Source organism: Pseudoduganella sp. HUAS MS19 (assembly GCF_053615455.1).
Map to the genome: position 1 here is coordinate 2,823,631 of NZ_CM132133.1, position 13,824 is coordinate 2,837,454.

At 65.7% G+C, this 13,824-nt stretch carries 11 protein-coding genes; 8 read left to right on the top strand and 3 right to left on the bottom strand.

Features of this window, described 5'->3' with window-relative positions; translation table 11 throughout:
• Positions 1-45: 45 nt before the first annotated feature.
• Complete coding sequence (locus tag ACWBU6_RS12940; RefSeq protein WP_452649180.1) at positions 46-2,241, bottom strand: TonB-dependent siderophore receptor; 2,196 nt, start codon at positions 2,239-2,241, stop codon at positions 46-48.
• Positions 2,242-2,282: 41 nt separating this feature from the next.
• A complete protein-coding gene (locus tag ACWBU6_RS12945; RefSeq protein ID WP_452649181.1) occupies positions 2,283-3,572 on the bottom strand; it encodes a SidA/IucD/PvdA family monooxygenase in 1,290 nt (429 codons plus the stop codon).
• A 195-nt stretch (positions 3,573-3,767) separates the two neighbouring features.
• Here ACWBU6_RS12945 and ACWBU6_RS12950 point away from each other — a divergent pair, with 195 nt between their 5' ends.
• The 4 genes from ACWBU6_RS12950 (at position 3,768) to ACWBU6_RS12965 (ending at position 10,193) form a co-directional block, all read left to right on the top strand.
• Positions 3,768-4,592 carry a formyltransferase family protein gene (locus ACWBU6_RS12950; protein ID WP_452649182.1) on the top strand — a complete coding sequence of 275 codons (825 nt, stop codon included), beginning with the start codon at positions 3,768-3,770 and terminating at the stop codon, positions 4,590-4,592.
• A 28-nt stretch (positions 4,593-4,620) separates the two neighbouring features.
• A complete protein-coding gene (locus tag ACWBU6_RS12955) occupies positions 4,621-7,098 on the top strand; it encodes a penicillin acylase family protein (protein WP_452649183.1) in 2,478 nt (825 codons plus the stop codon).
• Positions 7,099-7,224: 126 nt separating this feature from the next.
• The gene (locus tag ACWBU6_RS12960) at positions 7,225-8,883 is read left to right on the top strand and encodes a cyclic peptide export ABC transporter (protein WP_452649184.1); all 1,659 of its coding nucleotides are present in this window, start codon (positions 7,225-7,227) and stop codon (positions 8,881-8,883) included.
• Positions 8,880-10,193 (top strand): PepSY-associated TM helix domain-containing protein, encoded by a 1,314-nt coding sequence (locus tag ACWBU6_RS12965; protein WP_452649185.1) that lies wholly within the window; start codon positions 8,880-8,882, stop codon positions 10,191-10,193. The genes ACWBU6_RS12960 and ACWBU6_RS12965 overlap by 4 nt, the downstream gene beginning before the upstream one ends.
• 9 nt (positions 10,194-10,202) lie before the next feature.
• Here ACWBU6_RS12965 and fur read toward each other — a convergent pair whose 3' ends face one another.
• Positions 10,203-10,625, bottom strand: coding sequence for a ferric iron uptake transcriptional regulator (gene fur, locus ACWBU6_RS12970; protein ID WP_452649186.1), 423 nt, complete (start codon positions 10,623-10,625; stop codon positions 10,203-10,205).
• A 198-nt stretch (positions 10,626-10,823) separates the two neighbouring features.
• On the opposite strand from fur, the gene ACWBU6_RS12975 reads away from it, so the two are divergent.
• The 4 genes from ACWBU6_RS12975 to ACWBU6_RS12990 all read left to right on the top strand — a co-directional run bounded on the left by ACWBU6_RS12975 (position 10,824) and on the right by ACWBU6_RS12990 (position 13,822).
• On the top strand, positions 10,824-11,183 hold the full coding sequence (locus tag ACWBU6_RS12975) for a hypothetical protein (RefSeq protein ID WP_452649187.1): 360 nt from the start codon (positions 10,824-10,826) through the stop codon (positions 11,181-11,183).
• A 46-nt stretch (positions 11,184-11,229) separates the two neighbouring features.
• A complete protein-coding gene (locus ACWBU6_RS12980; RefSeq protein WP_452649188.1) occupies positions 11,230-11,970 on the top strand; it encodes a substrate-binding periplasmic protein in 741 nt (246 codons plus the stop codon).
• Between the two features lie 76 nt (positions 11,971-12,046).
• Positions 12,047-12,544 (top strand): hypothetical protein, encoded by a 498-nt coding sequence (locus ACWBU6_RS12985; protein ID WP_452649189.1) that lies wholly within the window; start codon positions 12,047-12,049, stop codon positions 12,542-12,544.
• Between the two features lie 198 nt (positions 12,545-12,742).
• Positions 12,743-13,822 carry an extracellular catalytic domain type 2 short-chain-length polyhydroxyalkanoate depolymerase gene (locus tag ACWBU6_RS12990; RefSeq protein ID WP_452649190.1) on the top strand — a complete coding sequence of 360 codons (1,080 nt, stop codon included), beginning with the start codon at positions 12,743-12,745 and terminating at the stop codon, positions 13,820-13,822.
• Positions 13,823-13,824: the final 2 nt, after the last annotated feature.

Here is a 13,824-nt window from a genome sequence, read left to right on the forward strand (position 1 = left end):
CAGGCAAGGGCTTCCGGCTTGCGGCCGGCGCTTATGCGCGCGGCATCAGAACTGCAGCTGCGCGCTCAGCTTCGCGGTGCGGGGCGCACCTTGCATCATCGTCGCGCGGCCGGCACGCATTACCCAGTGCGCCTTGTCAGTCAGATTGTCGACGTTAAAGCGCAGCGTGAGGCCTTTGCCGGCCAACCGGGTTTCGTAACGGGCGCCGGCATCGAACAGGGCGACCGAGCCGATATCCCATTGGCCGAAGGCGTCGACTGGACGCTTGCCGAAATAGCGGGCGCCGGCGCTAAGTGTCAGCGGCAGTCCACCAACGCGGTATTCGGAATAGAAGCTCGCCTGCTGGCGCGCCACGCCGCGGATGCGCTGTCCATCCAGCGTGCCGCTGTCGGTCTTGCGGTTGGTCGCGTCGAGCCACATCGCGCTCGCGGTCAACAGCCACTGCGGGTTCAGGCGCAGGTTGCCGGCCAGTTCCAGGCCCTGGTAGCGCGCTTCGCCATCCTGGGTGAAGAGGTTGGACGGGGTGGTGTAGCTCAGGCCCTTTTTCAGCTGGAACAGGGCGGCAGTCGCGCCCCAGCCGTTGCCCTCGGCCTTCGCGCCTACCTCGACCTGCTTGCTCACCAGCGGCTCGAACACCTCGCCGCGGTTGCTGGCGGTCAGCGGCGCAGTTTCACCCTGTTCCAGCGCCTCGACGTAGCTGGCGTACAGCGACAGGCCGGCGGCCGGACGGAATACCGCGGCGACGGTAGGGGTGGTCTTGGTCTTGTTGTAGCCGGCGTCCCTGACCTGCAGGCGGCCATGGCGCAGGCCGACGATCAGGTCCCAGTCGGCGCCGAAGTGCAGGGTGTCGGAAGCAAACAGTTCGCGCCGGCGCACCAGGTCGAATTCGCTCTTCGCATCGGACACGGAAACCGGGCTGGTGAACGGATTGGCGAAGTCCACCGGATTGGCCAGGCTGGCCGGGCCCAGGACGGCGCTTTCATAGCGGCCGCCGCCCATCCAGGACGCCGCCTCATCGGAGGCGCTGCGCGATACGCCCACTGCCACTTCATGGCGCACCGGGCCGGTCGCCAGCCTGCCGGTCACCATGGCTTGCGCGTGGCGGCTCTCCAGGCGGCCCGAGAAATTCTGGGCCAGTACGCTGTATACGCCCTGTGCATTGGCCAGCACGTCGGTGCCGTTCATCAGTTCGCGGCCGAATTCCGTGGTGCGGTAGGCCACGGCCAGCTTCCAGTCCGGCGCGAACTGCCAGGACAGGTCGCTGCCATAGGTTTCGAATTCGGTATAGATACGGCCAAAGCCGGGGGCGATACGGGTGCTGCCATCGATCGCCGCAGGCGGCTGGGCATTGCCCGAGAAGCCGCCAGCGCGGGTGCCGGTGACGCTCGGTGTCACCCAGGCGTTGGCGCCGTTGCGTACCTGGTCGCCGCCCATGGCGTCGACCTGCCAGACCAGGTGCGGGGTGATGCGCCAGTCCAGTGCGACCGAACCGGAGGTGCGGCGCTGCTTGCCGCCATCGACGGCCGTGTCGCCCGTCTCGCGCACCAGGTTGACGCGGTAGCCGAAGGCATCGCCTGCGCCGAAGCGGCCGCCAAGGTCGCCATGCACCAGCAGCATGCCGCTGTCGCGCACTTGCGTGGTCACGCTGCGCACCGGCACGGCGCCGGCCCGCTTCATCACGTAATTGACGGTGCCGCCCGGGGAGGCAAAGCCGTACAGGAAGCCGCCTGCGCCTTTCAGCACTTCAACGCGGTCCATATGCTCCAGGGGCAGTTCGTTGAACATCATGCCGTAGCTCAAGCCATCGAGTTTGCTGCCGTTGTACTGATCGGTTTCGATGCCGCGAATGCCAACCCAGCTCTCAGCTCCGGTCTGCTCCACCATCAGGCCGATGGCGGCGTCGCCTTTGGTGAGGTCCGCCAGCGAGCGCGCCTGCTTGTTCTCCATCAGCTCGCGCGAATACACGCCGACGCTGAAGGGCGTGTCCTGCAGGGACTTCTCGCCCAGCACGCCGACATTCGCGTTCCTGGCGCGGTAGGCGGTATCGGCGGAGCCATCTTCGGCGGCGGCTTGCACCAGCACGGTCGGCAGGGTCGCCGCCGTTGCGGCGCCGGAAGCAGAGGCCGGGTCCTGGGCATGGGCGGCGGCGCCGGTCATGGCAATGCCCAGCATGGCGATGCGCAGGGCGGCGCTGAGCGGGGTGAGTTGGAAGTGGTGGCGGGCTAGAGTTGAAGTGTTCATGAAAAACTTACAGGTGGTCAAAAAAAAGCGGTGAGTATGCATCAGGCCTGGATGGCCTGGCGCGCGCCTGCCGTGGCGGATTTGCCGGCCGCCTCCAGTGCGTCGAGGATTTCGCCGGCGCGGATCGCCGTAATCGATAACAGGGTGTCCGACAGGCCATGGCTCGCCTCGGAGGCGCCCTGGACGAACACGGCGGGATGGAAACCCTCAACGCTGCGCAGGCGGTAGTGGCGGTCGGTCTCGAAGCCGGGCAGGTAGGACGCCAGCGGGGCCAGGATGGTTTTGTGCTGCTCGCGCGCGTAGCCGGTTGCCAGCACCACGGCGTCGTACTGGGCGACAAACTCGCGCCCGGCGTTGACGTCGTGCAGGCGCAGTTCAATGGCCTTATCGCTCACCTGGACGGCCTGCACTTCGTGTCGGCGCAGGAAGCGGTGGTGCTCCTCGCCCTTGACCTTCTGCTGGTACAGGACCTTGAAGATCTGCTCGATCAGCTCCAGGTCGGGGCAGGCGTAATTCGTATGCCGGAACTCGCGCAGCATTTCCCCCCGCTCGGCGGCTGGCCGGCTGAAGATATGGTCGACGAAGTCCGGGTTGAAGATCTCGTTGACGAAGGGGCTGGCATCGGACGGCTTGATGGCCCTGGCCCGCATGACCAGGTCGACCTGCGGTGCGTTGGGCCTGCCGTGCAGGTCCATGAAGATCTCGGCGGCGCTTTGCCCGGCGCCGATGACGGCAATGCGCTGGGCGCCGGCATTGGCGGCGATACCTTGCAGGTAGGTATGGGAGTGGAAAATGCGCGGGTCGTGCCTGAATGGCCGGAAGCATTCAGGGATGCTGGCGGTGCCGCCGATGCTTACCACCAGGTTGCGCGCCAGGCGTTCGTGGATGGCACCGGCCTGGTCGCGCGAACGCACGCGCAGCAGGGCAACTTCGCCGTCGCGCTCTTCCGGCACCAGCTCGAACACTTCTTCGCCGTAGATGCACTGGTCCTCGAACTGGGCGGCAGCCCAGGCGAAGTAGTCGTTGAATTCGTGCCGGCTCGGATAGAAGGTCTTCAGGTTGATGAAATCCTGCAGGCGCTGCTTCTCGTGCAGGTAATTGACGAAGGTGAAGCGGCTGGTCGGGTTGCGCAGGGTGGCCAGGTCCTTGAGGAAGGCCACCTGCATGTGCGCATGGTCGAGCAGCATATTTTTGTGCCAGATGAAGCCCGGCTGCCGCTCGATGAAGAGCGAATTGAGACGGCCGCCGGCCTGCCGTTTCTCGTCCAGGGCAATCGCCAGCGCGATATTGGACGGGCCGAAACCGATGCCGATGAGATCGTGTATGAGCATGCTGCACTCCTTGTTGTAGGCTGCGTGGTTTGCACCAATTTAGTGCATTGAACCGCTGGCCATGGGTGGGCCGGACTGGTGTTTTCCTGTAGACGAATGGCGCTGTCATTTGTTTAAGCCTCCGGCCGCTTAAACAGCGGGGCCGCCCATTCGTCTTCCGTATTCCTGATCAATCTTTTTTGGTGAAGCGCGGATATGCAGAAGAAGAAACTCGTCTATATATGGTCATTCCGGAACGCTGCGGCCGACAGGGCCGGGCAGTTCATCGAGTACAAGGGAGAGCGGCGCTACATGAAGTCGCCGCTCGAATACCTGGTCGAGGCACTGAACGGCACCAGCCTGGGCGACGCCTATTCCCTGGAAGCCGTGTTCTTCGACGACGACGCCGGCTCGGAGCGCGACCGCGAAAAGGTCCGGGAGTATGGATTCAGCTGTAAACCGGATGGGCAATGGTTCTATCCGGCCGGCCTCACGGTGCAGGGCAGGCCGGTGAACCAACTGCTGCACGGCGTGCCCTCGACCTACCGCCGGCTGGCCCTGGATGCCCCGGAGCGGCCGGCGGGCAAGAGCGCTTTCGAAGCGCGCCTGCTGGACAAGCTGCAGACCGTGGGTGCGGATGTGGTGGTGCTGGACGGCCTGCTGGTCATCCTTGATGAGCTGGTACGGCCCGGTGCGCCGTTCCACCGCAAGATCTGCAACATCCATCCCGGCATCACGCGCCTGGAATCGCCTTACGAGCGGCGCGGCGCCTGGGCCACGCTCGATGCGCTGTACGGCGCGCGCGGCCTGAAGGTGACCGACTGGCAGACGATGGAGACCAGGACGGTGCCAGTGGTGGACAAGACCGGCGCTTCCTTCCATTACGTGGACAACGGCATCGACTCCGGCGAAGTGATCGCCGACGCGCTGAATACCCGGATCGCGCCGGAGGACACGATCCTGGAACTGCGCTGGAACAATTTCAACAACAGCCTGTTCCCGGCGCTGCACCGGGGACTCGAAATCATGGCCGGCATCTGAGGCGCAAAGGATAGAGGAGCCCATCATCTTGAACAGACTGAAAAAAACAGCATTGACCCTGGCGCTGGCGGCGCTGGCCCAGGCGCCGGCACTGGCGCGCAGCGACAGCGCACCCGGCGCCAGCCTGGCCAGGAGCGGCGTCGAAATCCGCCGCACGACCGACGGCATCCCGCACCTGCGCGCCCACAACTGGCGCGACCTCGGCACGGGCGTCGGCTACGTGCAGGCGCAGGACGCCCTGTGTACGCTGGCCGAAGCCTTCGTCACCTATGAGGGGCGCCGTGCCTGGTATTTCGGCGCAGATGCGCGCCCGGCCCTGGACTCCACGTTCGGCAAGCCGAAGAATATCGACCTCGACTTCTTCTTCCGCTCATTCGCCGACGAGCAGGTGCTGGCCCAATACCGTGCGCAACAGCCGGCCGGTCTGAAGGACCTGATCGACGGCTTCGCCGCCGGTTATAACCGCTTCCTGGCCGACGCGCGCAGCGGCCGTGTCCAGGCCGAGGGTCGCAGCTGCCTGAACGAAGCCTGGGTCCGCAGCATCACGGCAGAGGACATCTATCGCCGCATGTATTCCGCCCAGGTCGCGGCCGGCTACGCGCGCTTCATTGGCGCGATTGCAGCGGCCAAGCCGGCTGCGGCGGTGCCAAGCCAGGCCGGCGCCGGCGACGGCGCAGCCTCCCTCGGCGACAAGCTGGCGCAGTCGATCGGGGACCAGCCCGGCATCGGCAGCAATATGCTGGCCCTGGGGCGGCAGGCGACCGGAGAAGAGGCGGCGGTCTTGTTCGGCAACCCGCACTGGTACTGGGGTGGCCCGGACCGCTTCTACCAGATGCACCTGACGATTCCGGGCCGCGTCAACGTGGCGGGTGTCTCCTTCCTCGGCGTGCCGGTGGTCATGATCGGCTTCAACGAGCATGTCGCCTGGAGCCACACGGTGTCGGCGGCACGGCGCTTCGGCCTGTTCGAGCTGACACTGGACGCGGCCGACCCGACCCGCTACCTGGTCGATGGCAAGGCCGAAGCCATGTCGGCGCGCGAAGTCAGCGTCGACGTGCGCGGCGCGAATGGCGCAGCGGAGCGCGTCACGCGCACCCTGTACCGCACGCGTTTCGGTCCCGTCATCGACCTGAGTGTCCACAACGCCGCATTCGGCTGGGGCTCGGAGCGTGCCCTTGCCATCCGCGACATCAACGCCGATAACTTCCGCATCTTCCGCAACTTCTTCCATTGGAACCAGGCCAGGTCGCTCGAGGAGTTCATTGCCATCCAGCGGCGCGAAGCGGCCGTGCCCTGGGTCAACACGGCGGCCATCGGGCGCGGCGACGGGCGCGTCTGGTTCGGCGACGTCGGCGCAGTGCCAAACGCGCCCGACGACCTGCGCGCGGCCTGCGCCACGCCGCTGGGGCAGGGCTTTGCGCGCATCGACCCGCTGACGCCTTTCCTCGATGGCAGCCGTGCATCCTGCGACTGGCGCAGCGACCCGGCCGCCGTGCAGGCCGGCGCCATGCCGGCGTCCGTCCAGCCAGGGCTGCTGCGTCCCGATTACGTCGCCAACATGAACGACAGCTATTGGCTCAGCAATGTGCACCAGCCGCTGGAAGGCTTCCCGTCGCTGTTCGGCGGCGAGCGCAAGGCGCTGGAGCTGCGCGGCCGCCTGGGCCACCGCATCGCGCTGGACCTGCTGGCCACACCGGCCCGTTCGTCGGCGGAGCTGGGCAAGCGCCTGATGGACGAGGTCCTGACCCCGCGCGTCCATACGGCGGAACTGTTCAAGGACGAGCTGCTGGCGCAAGCTTGCTCCGTACCCGAGGTGGAACTGGACGCGGCCGCGCTCAAGCCGCTCGCGCCGGCCGGCCAGGCCCTGCCGGAAGGTGGACGCAAGGTCGACATCGCCGATGCCTGCCGCATCCTGGGCGGCTGGACCGACAAGGGCGATGCCGCCGACCGCGGCGCCTTGTTGTGGGAAGCGTTCTGGACGCGGCTGCGCAAGATCCCGTCCGAAAAGCTCTACCAGGTGGCCTTCTCCAGCGACGAGCCGCTGGCCACGCCCGCCAAGCCGCGGCTGGAAGGCGCGGCTGCGGCGCAGGCGCTGGCGGCGGCCGTGCTGACGCTGGAAGCCCAAGGGGTGGCGCCGGACGCGCCGCTGGGCAGCCGGCGTTTCGTCGACACTGGCGGGCAGCGCCTGGCGTTGTATGGCGGCTGCCACGGTTCCGGCTATTTCACCGTGGCCTGCGGCTATGACGAGAGCGGCCGCCTGGGACCGGATTCGCATGCGAACTCCTATCTCCAGCTGGTGCGTTTCGGAGCGCGCGGCGTCGAGGCGCACACGCTGCTGGCACATGGCCAGGATGAATCGGCCGCCGACAACGGCCAGGGCCGCGCGCCGGTCGCGCGCTATGCGAGCAAGCAGTGGCTGCGCTTCCCGTTCCGCGAGGCGGACATCGCGCGCGACCCGGCACTGTCGCGTACCGTGCTGCGGCTGCCGGCCGCGGGACGGGAGTAAACAAACCGGCCTGCCGTTCGTCTAGAGTTCGTCTAGACTATGGCAGCCGCGGGCGGGCCGCGCCGCTTCGGGCGGCCGCCCCGCGCCGCCGTGGTCCCAACCTGTTCTTGCCTGGAGTGCATCCCCTTGCTTGCCTACCTTATCCGACAGTCGCGCAGCCTGCTGGCCGCCGCCGCCCTGGCCAGCATCGCGTGCGGCATCTGCAGTGTGCTGCTTGTCACGCAGATCAACGCCGTCCTGACCGCCCCCTCGTTCGCTGAAAGCAGGGCGCTGGCCTGGGTGTTCGCTGCCGTGGCGGTAGCCACCATGCTGACCCGCATGCTGTCGTCCGTCCTGGCCGAGCGTCTGAGTCAGCGTGCGCACGCCGACCTGCGCCATTTCATTTCGTCGCGCGTGGCCAGCGCCGAGTTTCGCCGGCTGGAGGAAATCGGCGGTCCCAAGGTGCACTCGGCCCTGTCCGAACATAGCGCCCGCGTGGCCGAGTTCTTCGTCAGCTTTCCGGCCACCCTGGTCAACGGCGTCACCGTGCTGGGCTGCCTGGCTTATATGGCCTGGCTGTCGTGGCAGGTGTTCCTGGCCGCTGTCCTGGTGATCGGCCTGGGTTCCATCGGTTACCACCTGGCGCATGTGAAGGCGATCCGCCACCTGTCGCTGGCCTCGAAGGAGCAGGACCGCCTGTTCGAGCATTTCCGTTCCCTGGTGGACGGTGCCAAGGAGCTGCGCCTGAATGCCGCCAAGCGCGGCCGCTTCGGGCGCGACGTGCTGGGCGCCTCGATCGAGACCGTGCGGCGCGAACGCGCGTTCGGCATGTCGCTGTTCTCGGTCTCCGTCGCCTGGGGCAGTTTCCTGATCTATGCCTTCATTGGCCTGGTGCTGTTTGTGCTGGTGGGCGAGGTGCCGGACAGGGCAAAGATCATGACCGGCTTCGCCCTGGTCTTCGTCTACATCGTGGTGCCGCTGGAGAGCCTGCTGCTGGTGCTGCCGCGCGCCAACCTGGCCAAGGTTTCCGGCAGCCATATCGATGCGATCACGCAGCAGCTCGACCATGGGCCGGACACGGCCCCGGGCGCCGGCGAGCCGCGCCTGCAGTCGCTGGTGCTGCAGGGCGTGGCCCACCGCTATTACCACGAGGGGACGGACGACCTGTTCACTCTCGGCCCGGTCGACCTGGCGTTCGTCCCCGGCCAGGTCACCTACCTGGTGGGCGGCAACGGCAGCGGCAAGACCTCGCTGGCCAAGCTGCTGGTTGGCCTTTACCGTCCGGAGCAGGGCCAGATCCTGCTCAACGGCGAAGCAGTGGACGACGCGAACCGCGACCGCTACCGGCAGCTGTTCTCGGCCATCTTCCCGGATTTCCATCTGTTCGACCAGTTGCTCGATGCCGCCTCTCCTGCGCTGGACGCGCAAGGCAATGCGCTGATCGCCAAACTGAACCTGCAGCACAAGGTGCAGGTGCGCAATGGCGCCTTCACCACGCGCGCCCTGTCGCAGGGCCAGCGCAAGCGCCTGGCCCTGGTCGTGGCCTACCTGGAAGACCGGCCATTCCTGCTGTTCGACGAGTGGGCGGCGGACCAGGACCCGGCCTTCAAGGACGTGTTCTACCGCGAGCTGCTGCCTGAACTGAAGGCGCGCGGCAAGGCGGTCCTGGTCATTTCCCACGACGACCGCTACTTCCACCTGGCCGACCGCCTGATCCGCATGGAGAACGGGCAGGTGGTGGCGCTGGAGGCGCCGCTGGCGGTGCAGGGAAGGGGACAGCACGGCAACCTGGCAGCGGTGTCATGACTACCGCGCAAGCGCCCCGGCGCGTCCGCTTCGGCCGCTCATCGCTGGTGACGCTGCACCGCTGGGCGGGCCTGGTCCTGGCGGGCTTCCTGCTGCTGGCCGGGGTGACCGGGGCGCTGCTGGCCTGGAACCACGAACTGGAAGCCGCCATCAGTCCTGAGCTGTTCATCGCGCTGCCGCCGGCGCCCGGTGCACCCATGCTGGACCCGCTGCTGCTGCGCGAGCGCGTCCAGGCCGCGTATCCGCAGGCCTACGCCGGCAGGGCGCCGCTGCAGGCCGAGCCTGGGCGCACCATGCTGTTCCGCCTGTCCCTGCGGCCCGGCCCGGCCAGCAGCGCCGGCGCGGAACTGCCCAACGACCAGGTGTTCGTGAATCCTTACACGGGCGCGCTGCAGGGCGAACGGAAATGGGGCGACATCAGGCAAGGGCGCAAGAACCTGATGTCCTTCATCTACCGCCTGCACTATACCCTGGCGCTGGGCACGCTGGGCAGCTACACCATGGGCGTGCTTGCGCTCCTGTGGATGGCCGACTGCCTGGTGGGCGCGTTCCTGACTTTCCCTGCCGCGCAGCGCAAGCCGGCACGCCTCAGCGCGGTAGTGCCGGGGGCGCAGACAAGGCGCGGCAAGGCATGGCTGGCCCGCTGGTGGCCGTCGTGGAAGGTGCGCCTTGCCGGCGGCTCCTACAAGCTCACGTTCGACCTGCACCGTGCCGGCGGATTGTGGGCGTGGGCCATGCTGTTCGTGCTGGCCTGGAGCGGTGTCGCCTTCAATCTCACCGAGGTGCATGACCCGGTCATGAAAGCCTTGTTCGCGCACCAGGATGAAGGGACCCTGCAGCGCCTGCAGCAGCCGGTTCTCGCGCCGCAACTCGATTGGCAGGCCGCACGCAACAGGGGGCGCGCCCTGGCCGCGCAGGCATCGGCCGCGCACGGTTTCGCCGTGCTCGGCGAAGACCTGCTGGTGCACGATCCGGTGCGTGGCGTCTACCGCTACGCCGTGCGCAGCAGCCGCGACATCCTGCACCAGGGCGGCTGGACCAGCGTGGTGTTCAATGCCGACACGGGGGTGCTGAACAGCCTGTGGATGCCGACCGGCGCCGCCAGCGGCGACACGATCCGCACCTGGATCATCAGCCTGCACATGGCCCTGGTGTGGGGTATCCCGTTCAAGGTTTTCATGGCGGTGGTGGGACTGGCGGTGGCGATGCTCAGTATTACCGGACTGGCCATCTGGTGGAAAAAGCGGCGTGGACGCCTGACGGCGGCGCAACGCAATATAGCGCTGCCGGCCGCGGTCAGCGGCCGGTGAGCGCCGGTTTCAGGCCATTTGCCTGGAACTGCATGCCTGGCACAGGCCATACAGGGACAGCGTATGGTCGACCAGGGCGAAACCATGGCGGGCGGCGACCGCCTGCTGCCGCGCTTCGATGTCCGGGTCGACGAATTCATCGACGCGGCCGCAGTTGGTGCAGACCAGGTGGTCGTGGTGCTTGCCGGTATTGAGTTCGAAGCGCGCGGGCCCGTTTTCGAACTGGTTGCGCACCAGGATGCCGGCTTCGACGAACTGCACCAGCACGCGGTAGACAGTCGCCATGCCGAAATCGTGGTGTTCGAGCATCAAGCGGTAGACGTCTTCTGCGGTCAGGTGCTGGTGGCGGCCGGCGTGGAAGAGCTCAAGGATGCGCTGGCGCGGTGCTGTCACCTTCAAGCCGGAGGCGTGGATGTCGCGGGATATGTCCAAGGGGTTGACTCCATAGTTTTCTTGCAAGAAGTGTAAATGAGAATCATTTACAACGCAAATCCAATCGTGTTCTGCGGGGGCGCGCTCCGGAACTGGCTCTTGCTGGGTTGCCTGCCGGGTGAGAAAATCGCGCGGCGCGCGGGGCAAATCCGTTTTGCACCTTGCGGCGTCCGTTCCCAAATACTCGTGAGATTTTTAATGGCAGTTTCCAAGACCCGTCTCGATGCATCCCGTTTCTTCCTCCGCCTTGCCATTGGCGGCATGGCGATCCTCATGGGCTTCCAGGCCCTCCGGCATTCCGCCTTCCCATCAACGCTTAACGGCGCCGGCCACTGGGGCTTACACCTGGCCGAGATGCTGTGCGGCGCGCTGATCATGATCGGCCTCCTGATGCCTTACGCCAGTGCCGTACTGACCCTGGTCGTCGGCCTGCCGATCGTGCTTGGCTGGATTCACGGCGCGCCTGTCCTGGGCAACCTGCATGCCCTGTTCCTTTTGCTTGTCGTGACGGCGACCGCGCTTGGCGGCGCAGGGCAGTGGGCGCTCGGCAAGGACTAGGAACAAGAATCCGGGCGGCCTTCCTTTTCTGCGCTATGCTGGCGCGATGAGCTGGAAGGCACTCCTGTTTTGCGTGTTGGCCGTACCGTTGGCGCGGGCGGAGACCATTACGCTCAGTAATGGCGAGTGGTTGCCTTATCTTTCGGCGACATTGCCGCATTACGGCGCCGTGTCGCGCATCGTGTCGGAAGCCTTCGCGCTGGAAGGCATTACCGTCAATTACGTGTTCCGACCCTGGCCGCGTGCCTACGCCGAGGCGCAGCGGGGCCTGGTCGACGGCTCGCTGGTCTGGAGCGTGGGCCCGCCTACCACCGGGCGCGCCCGGGAATTCCTGTCCAGCGATACCGTGCTGGAGGCGCAGTCGGTGTTCTTCCACCGCAAAGGCTACAGCTTCAGCTGGACCAGGGACGCCGACCTGGCGGGCTTGCGCATTGGCGGCGTGGCCGGCTATGAATACCGCTTCGAGGACGTTCCGGGCGTGCGCCTCGACCGCGCGCCGACCGAAGAACTCAATTTCCGCAAGCTGGTGGCGGGCCGCGTCGACGTGGTTCCGGCCAGCCTGGATGTGGGCCGCTACATCCTGCGCACGAAATTCAGGCCGGAAGAAGCAGCCGGCATCACGGTGGCAGCGGGGCGCTACAACACCACCCAATACCGCCTGATCATGCGGCGCGCCGACGCTGCCAATGCCCTTTATATCGAGCGTTTCAACCGCGGCCTGCGCAAGCTGAAGGAAAGCGGCAGGTACGACCAGTACATGGCCGACCTGGCCGCGGGGCGTTACTGATCCTGCGCTACTTGTTGGAAATAAATAACTGTATATAATCACAGTATTTTCAGCAAACTAATAATTGGAGCCGCACATGATCGATGAGTTCTTGGAAGAGGAAGTGCTGGTGCAGGAAGACCGCGTCTGGCAGGACAACGGCTGGACCGCGCGTGTCATCAAGAACGAAGACGACGACGGCTGGGCCGTTGCGATGATCAAGGATGGCGAAGCGGAACCTGCATTGGTCGGTCCCTGGACCATGGGCCGCGACAAGAAGAACCCCAAGCCGCTGGACGTGAATGCCTTCAATACCCTGGTCAAGACTGCCAGCGAAGTGATACGCCGCCATGAGCAGCAGCTGCATGCGCAACTGCACCGCAGCGTGCGCGTCCACACCGAGGGGGCGGCCTACATCACGGTCAACCTCGACATCACCCCGGACGAGGACGATCCATACGCGACCCTGACGGCCTTCGATCCGTTTGGCGAGGAACAGGCGCAGGTGCGTGTGGCACCGAATTTCAAATTGAGCGTCGCGAGTGCGACCGCCTGGATGGAGTCGGGATACCGCAAGCCCTCCAGCTCCCGCTAGTTCCTGGGCGCACATGAAAAAAGTTCATGTGCGCCATTGGCCCGTTCGTGACAATGCGCGGACTTTCCAGGCCGATCCGCTGCTAATCTAGTTTGCGCAAGCTCAATTGCTGACGATGCCCGCGACGATATAGTCGCTGGACGCCTTTCGTGGCGTTCCCGCCGTTCCGTCAACTCATTGCTTATCAGGAGGCTCAGCATGATTGCAAGCTCCAGCAGCAAAGTCGTCCAACTCGGTTCGTACAAGGCATCAAAGCGCAACAATTCGATCTCCGGTCTTTCGTCCGGAGCCTTCATGACGGTGCAGCTGCATCTGGCCCATTCGGCGAGTTTCGCGGGTGCGGGCATTATTGCCGGCGGGCCGTTCCGGTGTGCCGAAATCTTTCGGCCGGACGATATGATGACCGCGGAAGACGCCTGCATCGAAAACTCCCTGTACATCTGCATGAACCCGTTGATTCCGCAGGTGTCGCCGGACGCGCAGAAGCTGGCCGACATGGCCAGGGAGACCGCCAGCGCAGGCCGGATCGATGCGGTGACCAACCTGGCCGATGACCGCCTCTACATCTTCACCGGCAGCGCGGATGACGTGGTGGATTCGGACGTTGTGGCGCGCACGCGCAAGTTCTACGAGCTGCTGGGCGTGAAGCCGGCCAATATCCGTTATGTCGACAATGTGCCGGCAGGGCACAGCATCATTACCGACAACCCGGAAGATGCGGGGCTATCGACCAACCAGCCGCCGTACATCAACAATGGCGGCTTCATGCAGTCGCACGACATCCTGCGGCACATCTACAGCGATTTGCAGCCGGCAGCGGAAAACCTGGCCGGCCAATTGCTGCGCTTCGACCAGAGCGAATTCTTTGCCGACGCCCATGACAGGGCCAGCATGAGCCAGTTCGGCTACATCTACATCCCGTCCAACGTGGCTGCCGGGCGCGTGAAAGAACCGCGCGTGCACATCGCGCTGCATGGCTGCAAACAGGGCTACAACTACACCGACTACGTCAACGGGCGCGCCGACATCGCCAACCAGCCGCCTTACGGCAACCGCTATTTCACCACCACGGGCTACAACCACATCGCCGAGAGCAACGACATCATCGTGCTCTATCCCCAGGCCGAGGGAACGGACAACGACACCGTCCAGAACCCGGACGGCTGCTGGGACTGGTGGGGCTATAGCAGCGTGGATCCGCAAGCTCCCGATTACTACTCGCGTGAAGCGGTGCAGATCAAGGCGATCCACGCCATGCTCGACCGGCTTTGCGCCTAAGC

Bases quoted from the DNA above. Each gene is read 5' to 3' on its own strand.
- ACWBU6_RS12940 (WP_452649180.1), bottom strand. From the start codon at position 2,241: ATGAACACTTCAACTCTAGCCCGCCACCACTTCCAACTCACCCCGCTC.
- ACWBU6_RS12945 (WP_452649181.1), bottom strand. From the start codon at position 3,572: ATGCTCATACACGATCTCATCGGCATCGGTTTCGGCCCGTCCAATATC.
- ACWBU6_RS12950 (WP_452649182.1), top strand. From the start codon at position 3,768: ATGCAGAAGAAGAAACTCGTCTATATATGGTCATTCCGGAACGCTGCG.
- ACWBU6_RS12965 (WP_452649185.1), top strand. From the start codon at position 8,880: ATGACTACCGCGCAAGCGCCCCGGCGCGTCCGCTTCGGCCGCTCATCG.
- ACWBU6_RS12975 (WP_452649187.1), top strand. From the start codon at position 10,824: ATGGCAGTTTCCAAGACCCGTCTCGATGCATCCCGTTTCTTCCTCCGC.
- ACWBU6_RS12980 (WP_452649188.1), top strand. From the start codon at position 11,230: ATGAGCTGGAAGGCACTCCTGTTTTGCGTGTTGGCCGTACCGTTGGCG.
- ACWBU6_RS12985 (WP_452649189.1), top strand. From the start codon at position 12,047: ATGATCGATGAGTTCTTGGAAGAGGAAGTGCTGGTGCAGGAAGACCGC.
- ACWBU6_RS12990 (WP_452649190.1), top strand. From the start codon at position 12,743: ATGATTGCAAGCTCCAGCAGCAAAGTCGTCCAACTCGGTTCGTACAAG.